The organism is Streptomyces sp. NPDC044061, assembly GCF_056434305.1.
Window position 1 is genome coordinate 1 of the sequence record NZ_JBWKFL010000053.1, and the last position, 18,214, is coordinate 18,214.

The 18,214-nt window shown below is 63.6% G+C and carries 13 protein-coding genes; 12 read left to right on the top strand and 1 reads right to left on the bottom strand.

All coding sequences use genetic code 11. The annotated features are described in order from the left end of the window. Positions 1 to 52: 52 nt before the first annotated feature. Positions 53 to 250, bottom strand: coding sequence for a transposase (locus AC07CM_RS43405; RefSeq protein ID WP_478882074.1), 198 nt, complete (start codon positions 248 to 250; stop codon positions 53 to 55). Between AC07CM_RS43405 and AC07CM_RS43410 the strand changes: the two genes are divergently transcribed. From AC07CM_RS43410 to AC07CM_RS43465, 12 genes are all read left to right on the top strand, one after another. After that, positions 156 to 374: a zinc ribbon domain-containing protein gene (locus AC07CM_RS43410; protein WP_478882075.1), complete on the top strand. Its 219-nt coding sequence runs from the start codon at positions 156 to 158 to the stop codon at positions 372 to 374. The two genes, AC07CM_RS43405 and AC07CM_RS43410, sit on opposite strands and share 95 nt — an antisense overlap. Positions 375 to 1,323: 949 nt before the next feature. Further along, complete coding sequence (locus AC07CM_RS43415) at positions 1,324 to 2,778, top strand: APC family permease (RefSeq protein ID WP_478882076.1); 1,455 nt, start codon at positions 1,324 to 1,326, stop codon at positions 2,776 to 2,778. A 740-nt stretch (positions 2,779 to 3,518) separates the two neighbouring features. Further along, positions 3,519 to 4,796, top strand: coding sequence for a GNAT family N-acetyltransferase (locus tag AC07CM_RS43420; protein WP_478882077.1), 1,278 nt, complete (start codon positions 3,519 to 3,521; stop codon positions 4,794 to 4,796). A 986-nt stretch (positions 4,797 to 5,782) separates the two neighbouring features. After that, complete coding sequence (locus AC07CM_RS43425; RefSeq protein WP_478882078.1) at positions 5,783 to 7,351, top strand: ABC transporter substrate-binding protein; 1,569 nt, start codon at positions 5,783 to 5,785, stop codon at positions 7,349 to 7,351. Further along, positions 7,348 to 8,292, top strand: coding sequence for an ABC transporter permease (locus AC07CM_RS43430; protein ID WP_478882079.1), 945 nt, complete (start codon positions 7,348 to 7,350; stop codon positions 8,290 to 8,292). The genes AC07CM_RS43425 and AC07CM_RS43430 overlap by 4 nt, the downstream gene beginning before the upstream one ends. Next, on the top strand, positions 8,289 to 9,212 hold the full coding sequence (locus AC07CM_RS43435; protein WP_478882080.1) for an ABC transporter permease: 924 nt from the start codon (positions 8,289 to 8,291) through the stop codon (positions 9,210 to 9,212). The genes AC07CM_RS43430 and AC07CM_RS43435 overlap by 4 nt, the downstream gene beginning before the upstream one ends. Before the next feature lie 8 nt (positions 9,213 to 9,220). After that, positions 9,221 to 10,021, top strand: coding sequence for an ABC transporter ATP-binding protein (locus AC07CM_RS43440; protein WP_478882081.1), 801 nt, complete (start codon positions 9,221 to 9,223; stop codon positions 10,019 to 10,021). Positions 10,022 to 10,082: 61 nt separating this feature from the next. Next, positions 10,083 to 10,883 carry an ATP-binding cassette domain-containing protein gene (locus tag AC07CM_RS43445; protein ID WP_478882082.1) on the top strand — a complete coding sequence of 267 codons (801 nt, stop codon included), beginning with the start codon at positions 10,083 to 10,085 and terminating at the stop codon, positions 10,881 to 10,883. 778 nt (positions 10,884 to 11,661) lie between these two features. Further along, entirely contained in the window at positions 11,662 to 13,110 is a 1,449-nt protein-coding gene (locus AC07CM_RS43450) for an MFS transporter (protein WP_478882083.1), read from the top strand. A gap of 1,105 nt (positions 13,111 to 14,215) precedes the next feature. Then, on the top strand, positions 14,216 to 15,424 hold the full coding sequence (locus AC07CM_RS43455) for a dipeptidase (RefSeq protein WP_478882084.1): 1,209 nt from the start codon (positions 14,216 to 14,218) through the stop codon (positions 15,422 to 15,424). Positions 15,425 to 15,567: 143 nt separating this feature from the next. Continuing rightward, positions 15,568 to 16,329 (top strand): AroM family protein, encoded by a 762-nt coding sequence (locus tag AC07CM_RS43460; RefSeq protein WP_478882085.1) that lies wholly within the window; start codon positions 15,568 to 15,570, stop codon positions 16,327 to 16,329. A gap of 474 nt (positions 16,330 to 16,803) precedes the next feature. Then, positions 16,804 to 18,090, top strand: a complete 1,287-nt coding sequence (locus tag AC07CM_RS43465; protein ID WP_478882086.1) for a CapA family protein — start codon at positions 16,804 to 16,806, stop codon at positions 18,088 to 18,090. Positions 18,091 to 18,214: the final 124 nt, after the last annotated feature.

Consider the following 18,214-nt stretch of genomic DNA (forward strand, 5'->3'; position numbering starts at 1 on the left):
CACTGCACTGGGCATCGACTGACACAACCCCATCAGCCAGGCAACCCTGACATCACGCCGCAACGGAACCGATCACGAGAACGACGCGACCCTGGCCCCAGGACGCGGCGAAGTAGGACGGGGACCAGAAGTGGTCACCCCGCAGGTACGTGCGGATGTGGTCGGGGAACTCCTGGCGGAGTCTTCGGGCCGATAAGGAGTGCGCGGAATGCGGCCACGCGGACCGGCTCAACCGAACCTCCCAAGCCACGTTCGTATGCCGGTCGTGCGGCGTCGTTGCGCACGCCGACCGGAACGCTTCCCGTGTCCTGGCCCGCAGAGGCCAGGACACGTGGACTGCGGGGCGTGAGTCACGCGTCCCTGCCACCCCATAGGGGTGTCTGAACGGAGGAGCCCACCCAACAGCCAGGGCACTACCTCCAAACCCGGTCCCTCGGGACGGGGCAAGTTGAGCTATTGAGCAAGTCCCGGCCGTGCCGGAGTGCTGCCGGTGCACCCTTCTGGAGGCGGCGCCCTTCTTCGCGAGTCCCGTGTCATCGACGATCAACACACCGTCCGGCATGCGGAATTGTTCGGCCACGTAGGCCGCGGGGCGTCGCGCAGGCTGTCGGTGTCCCAGCGGCTGTGGGGGGTGCAGGTGCAGCAGGCCGTGGGGGCGTGACTGGCATACTCGGCGAGCTGCCAGCTGTTTCTCTAGCCCACCGGACCGAGCAGTTCGCGGACGCAGTCCCCGCCGGGCCGTGGATCACGACAACGGACTGCTCGCGGCAGTGTCATCACGTGCGGCGCGAGCACTCGTTGGTGTGACGGCCGGCCCTAAACCGTCCAGCCCGTGTCGAGCCCTCGATGCACTCCCCTCTACCAGGTCGTTGACCAGGAGGAATACGGAAGTTCGGCTGGAGTGCTAGGACCGAGCGTGATGGGGGCGGGCCGCCACGCGGGACATGGTCGCATCGCACTGCCCGATGAGAGCACGGTGCCGGTACTGAAATAAACAAGTCATGCTCGGCTCCTTGACGGCTCTTTGTAACTGTCATTTCATAACTGATCGCGGACCTCGCTTCGGCGTGGCCGTCCCGGTTGGCTGAGCCATGGCAAGCAGCCACAGCGACGGCCAGGCAGGCCTGGGAGGTATCCGGTACCAAACCAGCGTCGGCGAGACCACCGACCGAGGAGCGCCCTGGGGGCAAGGCACGGGCACCTGCACGAGGACATAGGGGCTGGCGATGCCATCTTGACGCGCACCCTGAGCCAGGCTTCCAGGAGACAAGGTGGATTAGCCCCGCTAAGAACCGCGAACCGCTGACAGAGCTGGAGACGCTAATGATTGACGAGCCGACCGAACCAGCACCGACGCTAACACCGGGCAAGGCGACGGCCCGGCCGCCGGCCCCGCCCGCCAAGTATGCGCAGGATCTGTCTCGTTCCCTCTCCTTGAAGGAGACCATCTTCATCACACTGTCGGGGGTGACCCCCGCGTCAAGCGTGTTCATCATCATGCCTGCGGCGATCGGGGCCGTCGGGGGTGCCTCCGCGCTAGCGTGTATCGTTGCCGCGGTCATCGGGCTCTTCGCGGCCTTCTGCTACGCGGAACTGTCCAGCGCCATCCCGTTGACCGGTGGCGAGTACGCCTTTGCGGCCCGCACGATCGGCAAGCCGACAGGTTTCGCACTGCTGTTGATGTCCCTGGTCTGCGGTCTGCTGGGCACCGCCGTGATCGGACTCGGGATCGGTGACTACCTCGGCGTCGTGTGGACGTCGGTGTCCGGCCCAGGAGTGGGCATCGTGGCGCTGCTGCTCGCCACGGGGGCTGCGGTCCTTAACATCCGTACCAGCGCCTGGGTGACGGGGGTCTTTCTCGCTTTGGAGATGCTCACTCTGCTCGTGCTCTCCGTTCTCGGACTCGTCCATGTCAGCCAGCCGGTGACCATGCTGTGGACAGCGCAGTCGGCTGGCCACAGTGGAGGGTTGAGCGCCGTCGGCGCGGGGACGGTGCTGGCGGCCATTCCAACGGTGCTGTTCGCCTACCAAGGGTACGGGGCAGCGGTGTACTTTGCCGAGGAGACCCGACAGGCGGCTTCGACCATCGGCCGTGCCGTCGTGATTTCGTTCGCCGCTACCGTGGTGGCGGAGTTCGTCCCGGTCGTGTCGGTCATCCTCGGAACCTCCGACATGCACCGGCTCCTCTCGTCGCCTGCACCGCTCAACGAATTCCTGACTAGCCGCGGTGGACCCACTATCAACGCCCTGGTCAGCTTTGGCATCGCTATCGCCGTCTTCAACGCGCTGATCGCGATCATCCTAGTGATCAGCCGTCTGCTGTACAGCTCAGCGCGTGATGGCTCCTGGCCGGACCTAGTCGGTCGGCCACTCGCCACTGTGCACCCAAAGTGGAAGTCGCCGGTGGCCGCGACGCTCGTGACCGGTTTGGTAACGGTGATCGTCGCCTGGCTGGTTCCCATGGACACGCTCATCCTGGCGACGGGCGCCGGCACCGCACTGCTATACGTCCTGGTAGCGCTCTCGGCGCTGGTCGGACGGCGGCGCGGCACGACCGCTCATGGCCTGTACCGCATGCCGTTGGGCCCGCTGTCGCCGATCGTGATACTCGTCGTCATGGCCTACGTGCTCTACCAGTCCGTCGAGGCCGACTGGGTCCCAGTCGGCCTGTCCGTGGCGATGCTCGCGGCCGGGTACCTGTACTACTACATCTACCTCTACCCTCGCCGCGCAGAGCGGTGGACGCTTCCCGCCCCCGCCGACGAGGAGATCGTCTAGCTCCAGTTCGTGGGCTGCGGTCCCCGCATCACCGTCCATCCCAACGGCATCCTTAGACCCGTACCTTCAAGAAGGGGCACGCATGCTGAACCTGCCAATGGTCCAGCTCATCGGCGGGGACCGCTGCATCCCCGCCGAACTCTGACGACGAATTGCTGGAGCTGGCTCTGGTGGGTGAGGACGGGACGTTTACACCGAATGGTGAACGCGGAAAGGCATTCATGTGATTCCCGTCGATGTCCTCGTCTTCGTCAGGATCGGTGCCATGCCTTGCCAGCCGTACATGTTTCCTGGTGCGCCCCTCACCCGTAGGTAGCGGAGACCGCGAGCGGCTTGCGTTTGTCGGATCCGTCCGACAAGGGCTGGTGCCGGCCGTCTGTTGCTAGGGACAAGCCGGAGAGGACTTCAAGACCGAGATCGCTTGCCCGGGTCGTCATCTCCCCGATGAGCATCTATGTCATCTCGACAGGGTGCTGTAGTGGTGGGCGAACCACTTCCGCCACGGAGTGACCCAAGAACGCATATTCCCAGATCGACTAGCACCCGTGGCGTCAGACCTGGATACGCCGCCAAAGCGGTTCCTGACGCGAGGCTGGCACCGGTGCTGCGACCAGCGTTGGCATTCGCCAACAACCGGGCCCCCAACGTCCCGGTCACCCGCTACCGCTACGGGTGTAGCCCGGATACCAGCGTCCTGAACCACCCCACCCGGCCAACCACCGGGTGAATGAACGTCACACTTGGAGAGCCAGATGCCTGGACATAACCAAGCCCTGGAGCTTGTCAATCCGGTACCCATCGACGAGGTACGTGACTGGACGGCCGCGCTGGCCACGACTCTGCTCCGCAGCCCGCACGACGATGACTTCGCCAGCCGCGTCGAATACTGGAAACATGCCTGGCTGGCCGATCGCACATGGGGCTACCGCGACCACGGCCGATGGGTCGCGACTTTGTTGACCCAGCCCCGTACGGTGACCGTGCCCGGCCCAGACGGCACGACGCGGGACGTCGAAGCCGACGCACTGACCAACGTCACGGTTGCCGCCACCCATCGGCGCCGCGGCTTGCTGACCAGCATGATCACCGAGTCGCTGCAGGCAGCGAAAGACCGCGGCGATGCTCTAAGCATGCTGATCGCCACAGAGTGGCCCATCTACGGCCGGTTCGGCTACGCACCAGCGGTGGTGAACGCCCGATTCAACTATCATCTCCGGCGTCCACGCGCGACGTTGCCACCCGTATCGACCGGATCCCTTCGCCAGGTTGAGGCAACCGAGCTTAGCGGAACCGCCGCCGCCATCTTCGACGCTGCACGTCGGCTCCGTCCTGGACAGGTCGACCGGCGCGCTCCATGGTGGGACGCGCGCCTCGGGTTGAACGGCCACGAGCCAGTTGGCAAGCGTCCGAACTGGATCTTGCACGAAGGGCCGGACGGCCCGGACGGCCTGATCGCCTGGAAGGTCACGCGCAACTTCCACTTGGCTGGGCGCCTCGGCGCGATCGAGGTGGATGAGTTCGTCGCGGCCAACGACACCGCCTACCGCGACCTCTGGAGCTACCTCGGCGCGATCGACGTGGTCGAGGAGGCACACCTCGGCATTCGCCCGATCGACGAGCCGATCCGATGGCTGCTGCAGGACGCACGCTCGCTCGAACCGGCCGGCAGCTACGACTTCCTCTGGATCCGACTGCTCGATGTCCCTGCCGCGCTGTCAGCCCGCAGCTACGCGGTTCCCGGGCGTGTCGTACTCGAGGTTGTGGATGACGGCCTCGGCGGCCACGGGGCGGGCCGTTTCGTCCTTGACACCGATGGGAACAACGCCGAGTGCAAGCCGACTACTAAGTCGGCTGATCTGCGCATCTCGCAGCGAGCCCTGGCTGCGTGCTACCTAGGCGGCCACCGGCTGCGGCAGTTGGCGCTCAGCGGGGTCGAAGTACTGACGCCCGGCACACTCGAGCGTGCCGACCTCATGCTCTCCGTCCCGCTCGCCCCCTGGAATCCGACCGTTTTCTGACCCGCTGCGGGAGGAGGGAGAGCTGCTGCGGTGATCGTCGCGCCCCGGAGCCGGGTGGGCTCACATTGACCCGGCGGCTCGGGGCGGGGCGCTCAGGAGTGCTGTGTGGTGGCCTGGGCTTCGGTACGCCAGGCGGCGGATCCGTGTGTCCTCTCCCTCCTGGGTCCGCAGCCAGTCCGTATCTCTCTGACGCGAAGGTCTTTCGCGTCTGGCTGATCGACACCGCGGGCAGGTTCGAGTCGTACTGCCCGCGGTGTCGATCGACGTTTCGCCCATAGCCGTTGTGAGGTGCTCCGAGTTTCATGGAGTCCGTGATCGTGTGATCAAGTGGTCTGCGGGGCTTCCTCCAGACTCGCCCAGTACGCCTGCGTCGGCGACGCTTGAACGCAGCCGACGCCGACACGCGGCTGGACCATGTACCGGCTCGATCGCTTCGCCATCGTCGTCTGCTGGCCACGCCGATCGCCGTGAGCGGTCCTGTTGGCCGCGGCGCTGGGCCTGATGACGAGACGGCCTCCTCAGCGCCGGCCATGCGTGAGGGAGACCCGCCGCATGCTCGCCCGAACCCGGTGCGTTGCGGCCGACCATGGACGCCTATCGGCGTCCTCGCCCATGCCGCGGTCTAGGTATGGGCATGCGTAATGGTCCGTCAGAACCAAGTATCAAAACGGCCCGTTGCAACAGCGATGTGGCTGACAAGACCGCTCAGGCACCCCCTTGACCGCCACCGCCGGGCAGCACTCCTCCTCTCACAGAGGATTGTCGACCAGACCTCGATCCCGGTCGTCGGTTGCTGAGCCGGCAGCCCGGGCTGGGGAGCATCCGGGGAGCCTGGCGGATGGACTCCAGAGGCCAACCGATCTGAGATTGAGCAGTCGCCTCTCTTCCGCCGCAACCCATCCCCTGTTACCGTCATGACACTTTTTCGGCGTAGTTGATGAATCCGTAACACATGATTCAAAGACAGGATTCCGAAGCGAGGTATCGTGCCTGCTCACGCCATAGACCGCCGCACCGTGCTGAAGGGTGTTGGCGCGACGATCGTCTCCGCTACTGTAGGGGGCGGCACACTTACCGCCTGCTCGGGAGGCGGCCCCAGCACCTCCCCGACGGGAGGAAACGCTTCCGTACGCGCCGCCGGGAGCGGATCAGCGAACCTCGCGATCCAGGACATCCCCGTCAATATGGACCCGGCGCAAGGCCAGCTCTACGCGTCGCTTCAGGTGTACCAGAACATCTTCAGCCAGCTCCTCACAGTCGACGCGGACTACAACTATCATCCGAATCTCGCGGCCAAATGGTTGCAGGAGGACCACAGGACCTGGCTTTTTGAAATCGTCGACAACGCCGTCTTCCAGAATGACGAGCCGGTCACGTCGAAAGACATCGCATACTCCCTCCAGCGGATCAAAACCCAGGCCCTGGGGCCAAGTTTCGAATTCTTCGGGAAGACCGAAATACTGGGCACCCACAGGTTCCGGCTTCACCTGAGCAGACCGTTTGGCCCGCTGGAGGCTACTCTCGCGTACGCCTTCGGTATCACGAACGAAAAGGCCATCACCTCTCACGACCCGACGACCACGCCGTTCGGCTGCGGCCCCTACCGGCTCAAGGAGTGGGTACCCAACAGCCATGTGACGCTGGAACGGTGGGACAAGTACTTCAAGCAGGACCGTCCTTACCTGGAGGAGGTCACATTCACCTCGGTGGGCAATGACACCGCCCGCCTGGTTGGGTTGCAGACCGGCCAGTTCGACTGGATCCAGGCCGTTCCTCCGCACCGAACCTCCAGCCTGCTGAGATCCAGCGCCATCAATCACACGCCTGCGCTGCCGGCCTTTCCGTACCTCCTGCTTCTGAACTGCTCCAAGCCGCCACTCGATGACGTGCGGATTCGCCAGGCCATTGCCTGGGCTATCGACCGGGAAGAGATCGTCAAGCTCGCGTTCTTCGGCACAGCGGAAGCATCGGCCGAGCCGGTGGCCAGACGGCACCCGTTCTACAGCGGTGTGAACCCGTATAGTCACGGTCCGGACCTTGACAAGGCCAAATCCTTGATGAGGCAGGCAGGTGTCCGGCACTTGCAGGTCTCGTGCCTCACCCAGGCAGAGGTTCCGCTCTACACATCGATTGCGCAGGTCCTGCAGGCACAGCTGTCGAAAATCGATATCGGCTTGCGCATCGAGACGCGTTCCTCGGCGGAGTGGTTCAGCCAGATATCCAAGCTGAATTATGACTTGAGCGTGATCTACTGGTCGGCTACGCTGGACCCGGCGCACATCTATTATCCTACCGTGCTCTCCACGTCGCCGTTTAATTGGACCGGATGTAAGAGTCGGGCAATTGACTCCGCACTGGCAAAGTTCACCTTCCAGTCAGACCAGGAGCTGCGCAAAAAGTACTATCCGGAGCTGGTGCGAGCGGTGGCAGAAGAGGCGCCCCAGATACCTCTCGCAATCCAGAATCAGCAGTACTGGACAATGCCGGCGGTGCACGGTTCCACGCCGCTTCCGTCGCTCGAAATCCGATGCGAGGACCTGCGGAGATCGGCATGATCAAACGTCGGCTTTTGATGGCCATCCCTCTGTTGTTCGGTACCTCGCTCGTCGTCTTCCTGGTTCTCCGGCTCATCCCCGGCGACCCAGCGAACGCCATTCTCGGCCCCACCGCCACTCCGGCACTGGAGCGGCAGGTCCGGGAGGACCTCGGTCTCAGCAAGCCGATCTACGTCCAGTACATAGCCTGGTTGTCGCAGATCGTTTTCCACGGTGACTTCGGCCATGACTACATCACCAGCCATTCCATCAGCTCCGAGATGATGAGCCGACTGCCCGTGACGCTCGAACTAGCGGCCTTGGCCTTCGCGCTCTCTGTCCTCTTCGCAATCCCCGCGGGCGTGATCGCGGCAGTCCGTCGTGGCGGCTGGACCGACCGGATCATCCAGCTGGTCAGCGTGGCGACCATCGCGATACCGGATTTCGTCTTCGGCATCCTTGGGACCCTTCTGTTTGCCCTGGAACTCAGGCTGGTGCCCCCGTCGGGTTACGTCCCGCTCAGTGTCTCGCCGCTTCAGAACCTGCAGTCCCTGGCCGTTCCAGCGTGGGCGCTCGCCCTCGGCTTCACCGGCGTACTGTCCCGTGTCACCAGGGCCGCGATGATCAAGGCACTGCAGGCGGACAACATTGTCTTCGCCCGGGCTCTGGGCATCAGACAGCGCGCGATTGTCTTCCGGCGCGCGCTGCGCAGCGCTGCGATGCCGATCGTGACCGTGGCTGGCATGCAGGCCGGCTACCTCCTGGGCGCGACCGTAGTCATCGAAACGATGTTCGTCATACCAGGGCTGGGACAAGGAGTTGTGCAGGCTGTGCTGACCCGGAACTACCCGGTCATGCAAGCCTCCGTACTGGTCTTCGCCACCGGGTTCATCTTGATGAACCTGTTGACCGACTTGATCTACCTGGCGCTGAACCCAAAGCTGAGGAGGCAGACCGGATGAGTAACCTGGTGGGCCCGAGCGGCGGGACGGCCTCGCCGCTCACAGAACAACTGCCCGGCGCGGGGCCCGGTGTCAAGGTGCACAGCAGGTGGCGGGGCATCCGACACAACGGCTCGCTGCTGACTGGACTCAGTCTGCTCCTGCTGATCATAGTGATCGCGGTCATCGTGCCGATCCTGTCACCCGGCGCCGAAACGGTGATGCACTCGGACCGCATGCTCACTGGCCCCGGAAGCGGGCACCTGATCGGCACCGATCAGTTCGGCCGTGACCTGCTCGCCCGAGTGGCCACTGGATACCGCATCTCTGTGACCGTGGCGCTGGGCGCCGTGGCCGTCGGCCTCGGCGTCGGGGTGCCGCTCGGTCTGATCGCCGCGACCAGCACACGCTTCATCGACGGGCTGATAATGCGAGTGATCGACGTCTTCATGTCTTTCCCGATCATCCTCTTGGCCGTTGTCGTCGTTGCAATTGTCGGGACAGGAGCGCTGGCGCTGCCACTCGCGATCGGCGTCGGGTACATCCCGGTCATCACCCGGGTAATGCGCGCCCAGGCCATGGAGACGAGCAAGGAAGGCTTCGTGGAGGCAGCCCGCGCCCGGGGTGCCTCCCACTGGCGCCTGCTCGTACGGCACATTGCACCCAACAGCATGGGCCCGGTCATCGTCCAGGCCGGGGTACTGATGGCGGTTTCCATCGTCCTCGAAGCCGGGCTGAGCTTCGTCGGGCTCGGAGCACAGCCACCGACCCCCTCGCTCGGCCTCCTGCTGTCCTCGGGCAGAGACTTCATGGACGCGTCATCCGTACAGGTCATCGCCCCTGGCATCGCGATTTTGGTGGCGGTGCTGGCGTTTACGCTCATCAGCGACGACCTGCAGGACTGGATGGACCCGAAGCGCGGAAGGGGGATGCACCGATGAGCTGCCTCTTGGAAGTCAGGGACCTCACCGTCAGCTACCACAGCGCCGGCCCCCCGTCCGTCGACTCCGCATCCTTCCAGCTCTCATCGGGCGATGTCCTGGGCATCGTCGGCGAATCCGGGTCGGGGAAGACCACAGTCGGGCTCGCGATTCTGGGGCTGCTACCGCCGTCCGCCGCGGTCACGGGAAGCATCGCATTCCAAGGACGTGAGTTGATCGGCCTGCAGGAAGATCAAGTGCGAACGCTCCGCGGCCCCCAGATTTCTATGATCATGCAGAACGCCACGACGGCGCTCGACCCCTACTTCACCATCGGCAGTCAGTTCGTGGAGCTGCTCCGACAGCACCGGCAACTGACGCGCGCGGAAGCCCGCGACGAGGCGGAGCACTGGCTTCAGGCCGTGGGCCTCCCAATCGAGCACCGCCTCCTGCGTTCCTATCCCCATGAGTTCAGCGGCGGCATGAACCAACGCGTGGTGATCGCGATGAACCTTGCCCTCCGGCCCGCGCTGATTGTCGCCGACGAGCCAACCTCGGCACTGGATGTCACCGTCCAAAACGAGATCCTCGGCCTGCTCAGCGGCCTGCGGGACGACTCCGACAGCACGTTGATCCTCATCACGCATGACATGGGCGTCGTCGCCCGATTGTGCACCCAGGTGATGGTCATGAGGAGAGGCCAAGCCGTCGAGTACAACAGCGCCACCGGACTGCTCGGCAACCCCCAGCACCACTACACCAGGCAGCTGCTCGACTCGTTGCCTGGCCGCCGGCACGCCCGTCCACCCGACGACGCCCACGGGCGCTAACCGTGGGTAGCCCCCGACACTTCGTCAGCTGCCTGACTGCCACGAGGACGGTGTTGTACCAGTGAGCAAGACGATAGGCGGGCATCTGCTGGAGGTGCGCTCGCTATGCAAGGAATACCCCGGACGCAGCGAGACCCTGACCGCAGTCCGGGACATCTCGCTGAACCTCGACGCAGGCGAAATCCTCGGGGTCGTCGGCGCATCGGGCTCAGGAAAGTCCACCCTGGGCCGCATCATCCTCGGCCTCGTCCCGCCGAGCAGCGGTTCGATCGTCTTCCACGGCAGGGATGTCACGCACCGCAGCTCACAGGAGCGGCGCGCCCTGACCCGCGACATCCAGGTAGTCCTGCAGGACCCCTACAGCTCGCTGAACCCGCGGCAGCGCGTCGAAGACATCATCAGGGAACCGCTGGATATCCATAAGGTAGGTACTCCGGCAGAGCGACGCGCGCGGGTCCGCGAGGTATTCCGCCAGGTCGCGCTCGACGACCGGTACGCCCGCGCGTACCCGCATGAGCTCAGCGGCGGATTGCGTCAACGCGTCGGCATCGCGGCGGCCCTGGTCCTGAAGCCGAAGCTCATCGTTGCCGACGAGCCAGTTTCGGCGCTGGACGTGTCGGTCCAGGCCCAGATCATCGACTTGCTCGCCGCGCTACGGCGAGACATGTCCACGGCGATGCTTTTCATCTCGCACGATCTTGAGGCGGTTCGTGAAATCAGCGACCGCCTAGTGGTCATGCATCGTGGCGAAGTTGTCGAGCACGGGGACGTGGAGCGGGTCTACGCCTCGCCGCAGCACCCATATACCAAGGCACTACTGGCGGCCATCCTGTCGGTCGATCCGCCTGCGTCGGCCGACTGAGCCGGCACAAGCTGCCGTCTCGATTCAGGGAAAGAAGTAGTGTGATGCCCGCCGCAGAGAGGAAGACTGACTGGCCGGACAGCGATGCTGGGGGTGAAGAATCGCCCCCGTCGCACGGCCTTGACTGCGGCGGCCACGACCAGCCCTTCTGAGCACCTTGGAATGTCTTCCGATCTGCCGGGGCGGTATCACGGTGCACGCCCACCGGCTCGCGCACTGTGTGCTTGCCGTATCGGAGTGCTGCGGCTGCACGAGGCGCTGCTGGCGGCAAGCTGACCGCTATTGGCTGGCGCCCATACCCGGTTCCCGGCCGACGCATCAGGGGTCCACACCTGACTGGCTACTGACGGTCATGACAGACCGCTGGCGGTTCTCCGCGGTAGTCACCCACAACGATGTGCTCGTGTTCCTTCTCGTTGGAGCCAAGCGTCCTGGTGACCATCTGGGTCGGCTGTCCCGGCCGCAGGCCATCGGCTGCGATTACGTTGGTTGGTAGGCACCGATCCACGTCACGGAGTCCGTGGCAGCGCCGCGGTGCGTCGGAAGCGCAGGCCGTCAGTGGTACTAAAACTGGTGCGCGACACCTTCCGTCGCGCGCCCTTCCCTGTTATAAACATGACGCGTCATCCGTGGTGGCGCGAAAGTTGTAACGCTCTTAACCTCTCCCCTCGGGCACAGCGAGTGACCCGTAGCGAGGATGGTCCTAAGACGAGAGCGCGTTGGGCAGATTGTCTTTCCAAACCCCTCGTTGTCAAAGATGTCAAACAAAGGAGCGGCGATGATGCTTCTTCGCCCGCAGCCGGCAGCTGACCCGCTAGCCGGTAGACCGCTGAGCCTGCGATCCGTCGTCGGTTTCTTGTTCTTCGTCGAGTTCGTCAGCGGCCTGGCCCAGGGCTTCTACCCGCCGCTCCTGGCCAGCATTGGCGAGGTCTTGCATGTGAGTGCCGGACCGTTGAACTGGTATGAAACCGCCGGGCTGCTGTCCGCGGCAGTGTCGGTGCCGATCTTTTCGGCGTTTGGTGACCGGTACGGTCACCGCCGCTTGCTGAGCATCGCGATTTGGACTGTCGCCGTAGGGGCGGCACTGCAGTGCGTGGCTCCCTCGTACCCGGTGTTCCTCATTGGCAGTGCCCTGTTCGGACCCGCCTCTGTTTGGATCGCCCTTGAGATTGCCCTCGTGCGGAACAAGGTCACCGGCTCGGACGCGAATCGTGCGATCGGGTTGCTGGTGGGAGCACTCAACGGGGGCTATCTACTCGGCACACTGATCAGTGGTCCCCTCGAGTCAGCTTTCGGCAGCGTGCGGCTTGCGCTGGCCGTTCCGGTAGTGTTGATCATCCTGTGCGGGATCGGGACTCCGTTCTTTGTCCCCGAGTCCACGATACGAACCACCCGGGCGATCGACTGGGTCGGGATCATCGGACTTTCCGTCGCGATGACGTCGGTGCTGATGGGGCTGATGCGAGCCCATCGTGACGGGTGGACCGCCAGCACAACCTGGGCGGGCCTGGTGATAGGCCTGCTGGTCCTGGTCGCTTGGGTCGCGTGGGAGCGACACGCGAATGAGCCGCTATTGGATATGCGTCTTCTCGCTACGCGGACCATGTGGCCGGCTCTGGTGGCGACACTCCTGTACGGCGTGTTGCTCTTCGGTACCAAGGTGCCAATGGTTACCTTCCTCGCAGCGAAACCGGAGACCGTTGGCTATGGCTTCGGGTTGTCCTCCTCCTCGATCTCCATGGTGGTAGCTGCCTACGTTCTGGCCTCGGTCGTCGGAGCGGTGCTCTTCGCGCCCCTTGCCACCAGGATCGAGACGCGTGGCTCCCTGCTGCTAGGGATGGGACTCAGCGTTGTCGGGTACGGGAGCATGGCCCTGTTCCATAGTGCGCTGTGGATGATCGTGGCGGCGTCGCTGCTGACCGGGTTCGGGGTCGGTCTGCTACTGGCTTGCCTTCCAGCTCACATCTCTGGCGCCGCGCCGCACGACCAGGTCGGCATCGCCTCTGGGACTTACAGTACGCTGAGGGTTCTGGGCGGTTCCATCTCGACGGCGGTTTTCGGCACGCTGTTGTCCAGCTTCACACTGGCCCGCACTGGGGCCCCATCGGTGACCGGATACGCCATTGTGTGGCTTTCCTGTGCCGGGTGTGCCCTGGTGGCCCTACTCGTCCTAGCTTTCGCCTGGTCCGTCCGGCAGCCGCGCTCCGGAGCCGACCACTCCCGGTAAGGAAATACTGTGCCGAGCTCGATGCCCTGAGGGCCGGCACATCTTGCCCAGGGCCAGCCAGGCCATCCAGCATCCGTGCCGATGGCCTGGCTGAGGCTCGACTCCAGCCAGGCCGGACTTGCGCCGCGGGCACTGCACGGAGCCCACCAGAAACGAGGAGGTGCGACGCCTGGTCTTCCCTCCGACCCTATGGTCCTGTTACAGTCGTAACAAGTTTACCGGTGAGTGCCGAGCTTTGTAACGACTGCTTCGGTAGGGCTTGAAGCGAGGTGCGATGTCTGCATTTCCGGCAATCAGGTCCATTCATCGTGTGTGTCGACATCCTGGAGTGCGTGGATGGATAGCCCCGCGCCTCACGTCAGAGCATTGCGGCGTGTTGCTGCCGGTTGATGAGCTCGCGGGTATCGGTTGCTTCAGCGCGACGGTTTCAACGCGTTCGCGGCACCCGGCGGAAGCCGCAGCAGGGCTGGCCGGCGCCAGGCGCATCGACTGTTACCCAAGCCTGCCTGCAGGGTCTCAACCGACGCCCCAAGGGCTGCTTTCGGCGCCAGGTCGATGGGTATGTGAAAGGACCCAATACAAGCGGCGGGGCATCGCCAGCCTGCCCGATTGCCGCCTCGGCGAGCGAAGTGCAAGCTTCAGGCAGGGGCCCGAACCCCGCGCCGGGCCTGGGCGAGGTGACGTCGGACTTCCTTGATCCGGTCGCCGTGAGAGCAGGTCAGATGAAAACGGGTCACCAAGCAGCCCACCACCGAACAGGACCCGCGGGTACACGGCACCGCTTGTACGTTGTTCGAACAACCGGCGGATCGCGTCGACCAGCCCAACGCGCGGATGCGGTCGGTGGCAGTGCGACAAGCCGGTAGGTCTGTTGCCGCTTCCGCCCTCGCGTCTGGAGCCAGCCGTGATGCGCAGGGTGTCCCTTCGTCGTTGATCGCGCCATGAGAGGGTTTGGCGCCGCCTTTCTCTCTGATGAACACATCGAATGAGATTACTTAGCTCAAGGCCCCACAGACTTGCTCAACCCGGCTCGTTCAACTTGCCGCGGTCGGCATCCCCTGATGCGGGCCGAGAATTTCTACCGAATGAATAAGGAGGCCAGTCAATGCTGGAGCACGCGAAGCGCTACACCGGTTACACCGCTTACGAATTCCTTGAGGCAGGGAAGGACTACAAAGACTTCCCGCGCGTGAAGCAGATCGGCAGGGTGCCGTCATACCAGGGGCTCGATCTGTCGGACGAGCAAGCCGCCCGCACTAGTCGGCTCCTTCGCGACGAGATCGTGATCTCACTCCACGATCACGTGCAGGTTTCTCTTAGTGACTTGTCCAACCTGGGGGAGTCCATCCGTCAGGGGCGCGAGCTGACTGCCTATGAGGGCCTGTCACGTTCCGGCCTTACCGCGGTGTTCGACAACGGCATGGACGGCGCCTGCCTCATAAGTAGCGACGCCGGCTGGAAGTATCAGGACGTCTTGCAAGATATCGGGGTCCGGATGGCCGATATGGCGCATCAGGACTTCGTCATCAAGGCCGAGTCGCTAAAGGACATTCACTACGCGCACGAGACCGGCAGGATTGCGCATATATTCGGTCTCGAAGCCGCGACGATGATCGAGAACGAACTGAACCGGCTGGACATTTTGTACGGTATCGGCGTCCGACAGATCGGCATCGCCTATTCCGAAACGAACATGCTCGGCAGCGGTCTGAACGAACGCGGCGACGGAGGTCTCACCTACTTCGGTGAGCAGGCAGTCGAGCGGATGAACAAGCTCGGCTTTGCAATCGATATCTCGCATTGTGGCGACCGCACGGCGATTGATGTCATCGAAGCCTCCTCGAAGCCGGTGTTCATCACGCACACCGGCTCGCGCGAAGTATGGCCGATCCCCGGATTGAAGCCAGACTCGGTGATCAAGTCATGTGCAGAACGCGGTGGGGTGATCGGGGTTTACGCCGCCCCGCACATGACCATGTCGAAGGCTCATCCCGTGCACACCATCGAGTCGGTCATGGATCACTTCACGCACATTGTGGATCTAGTCGGCATCGATCACGTGACTTTCGGTCCCGATACCCTCTTCGGTGACCACGTCGGAATCCATAAGGCATTCGCCCATAACCTGGCGATGAACACGCTCACCGAGGGGCCATCGTTCCAGCGTGTGGACTATGTCGACGGGCTGGAGAACCCGGCTGAATGCTTCTACAACATCATCGGCTGGCTGGTCAAGAACAACTACTCCGATGACGAGATCCGCAAGGTCGTCGGCGGCAACACCCTGAGGGCCCTGGAAGAGGTATGGGTTTAACCAGAACCCCAGTTCGTCACGAAAGAGAAGGCGAGGATGAGAATCAGCGAGCCCTTTTAAGGCCTACGTCAGCAGCCCCTTCATGGGTGTGCTGAACTCCGCAGCGACATTCCGGATTCACCCGCCTCGATGGCTTCGCATCAATGCCGATGATCGCTGTTTCTAACAGTCCTCAGAAAGAGGTGAACGCGATGGCAACACTTGGCATCGTGTACGTCGGCCAAGCGCCGCAGGAAGACTTCGTACAACAGATGACATCTGTGCTGCCCGAGTGCCGGATCGTCCAGTACGGCGCGCTCGATGGCCTACCTCCTAACGAGCTCGAACGGCTTGCCCCGCGCGACGGCGAGGAACCAACCCTTGTGCGTCTCGCGGACGGGAACGACGTTGTGGTCAGCCATGACCGACTCGTCCCTTTCCTGGCGCGTGCGGTCGCACGGGCCGAGGACGACCAGGTCGAAGTCACCCTCGTCGCCTGCAGCGGGTCCTTCCCGCAGTTCCCCCACAAGCGCCCCCTGATGTTCCCCGAGGCTCTCGCCCACCACGGCGTCGCCGCACTCGGCGCTGAAGCACGGGTCGGCATCATCCGGCCGCTGGCTGAGCAAGTCAACAGCGGCTGCCCGGCATGGGAACAGTCGCTTGGTCGGCCAGTCTCGGCATTCGGCGTGGCTCATCCGAGCAACGACGACTTTTCTTCCATCGAGGCCGCCGCTGCGGGAATCGCCGACCGCTGTGACATCATCGTGCTTGACTGCATGGGATACGACGAGCCCATGCGCGCCGCCGCGGCGGCCGCCGCGAGCCGGCCGGTGCTTCTGGTGAGCACCCTCGCCGCCCGCCTCGTAGCCGAACTGCTTGCTGCAAGCCCCGTTCATGTAGCGCCGGTAGAGGTCCTACGAGGCTGAACCCATGAGCGCAAGTTCGGGCTCGACCGCCACGCACGACCGTAGTTCGTGGCGGCGAGGCGCGCCGCTCGTTCACAACGCAGTGAATCTCGCCGAATGGTTGGGGAAGACATACCTCGCCCGGTCGCTGAGAGGGACGCGTGCGAGGATTACCAACGACAGCAGGTGCGTGCTGTGAGGTGGTGCCATCGGTACATGACGTAACCCGGAAGGCGTCGTTCCGCGCCTCGTTCCCGATCATGGGTGCATGCACCGAGTCCTGCCTCTAAGGCTAAGTATGCATTCCTGATAACAGCTACATGGCTGGAATGGATCGTCGGCTGACCGGCATCGCAGCGGAAATATGGGTACCGTCTCACTCAATTTGAGACCGGGTTAACGCTCGAGCCGATGACGTTAACCGGATGGTCAGCGTTGGTCATGAATTGTTGCGGTGCCTGTCAAAGTGGGCCAAGCACTAGAATGGAAAAGGGCATGACTTTCACTCTCGCGCTTTCGGGTGACAGTATTATCACCCGCGGCAGTGTCATCGGCGATGACGAAAATGCGCGCCAACTGCAGACGCTGATACAAGGCGCGGACGTTGCCTTCACGAACCTCGAGGTCGTTGCAAGCGACCTGCGGAGCTACCACACCTCAGGGACCCTCACTCCTACCGTTGCTGCCCCCGCCTCGGTTCTCGACGAACTAGTTACGCTTGGCATCGACGTCGCCGCAATGGCTAACAACCACATGCTCAACCTTGGGGTTGAAGGCATGCTGGACACCGTCAAGGGTCTCCGCGAGCGGCGTGTGAAGTACGCAGGTGTCGGCATGACCCTCGCCGAAGCCTCCATGCCCACCTATATTGACAAGCCCAATGGCAGCGTGTCGGTGATCGCATACTCGTCCACCTTCACTTCGGGTGACGAGGCGACGCGTCCCTCGGACTCCATGGCTGGGCGCCCCGGGCTCAACCCGCTGCGCCACCGGTTGCGGATGGGCGTCACTGAGCATCAACTGGCTGAGCTGTCCAAGATCCACCGGGATTTGGGGCTAGAGCAGTTGGTGGACTATGCGCGGGAACTGCGCTTTCTGCCGCCTGCCGACGGGGTCAACCACCTGATGTTCGACTCCTCATTCTTCGTTGCCGAGGAGCCGTACGTCGAGACCACGTGCCTGCCGTCCGACCTGGAAAGGCTCAGGTACTGGGTGAGCGAAGCGAAGGCTAGGTCGGACATCGCGATCGTAAGCGTGCACTCTCACGAGGTCGGGACAACTCTGACCGCCCCAGCCGAGTTCCTCGTCGAATTCGCGCGAGCCGCCATCGACGCCGGCGCTGATCTTGTCGTCGGCCACGGTCCGCACCGCATCCGCGGCGTCGAAATTTACAGGGGCAAGCCGATCTTTTACAGCCTGGGCAACTTTGTCGGCCAGTTCGAGCTTATGAGCACGCTGTCCTCGCATACGTATGACGTGCTTTCCGCAGACCCAGATCTACCGCCCTACAGGGTCCTCGGCGGATCCTCCCTCGGATTTGCCGACAACGCGGAGTACTGGCGCGCCTTCGTGCCCGTTCTGACATATGAAAATCACGAGCTGACTGCTGTCGATATCCATCCGATCGCGCTTGGATATGATCGCCCGGCGCCAGAACGCGGGCGCCCAATGCTGGCCAAGGCTGACGAAGCAGAGGCGGTGCTCAGTGACCTTGCCCGCTTGTCGAAACCGTTTGGCACCGAGATTCTCTCCGACGGAGGCAGTATCCGCGTAAAGCTGTAGCTGATTGACATACCGTGCACGTCCGGCGACGGCACCCCGGAGACTCACCCAGCTTGAGGAGTGAAGCCAGCCGGCGTTCTGGGACTCGATCGCCGTGCTCAAGTCGGTTCCAGCTCACTCGCTT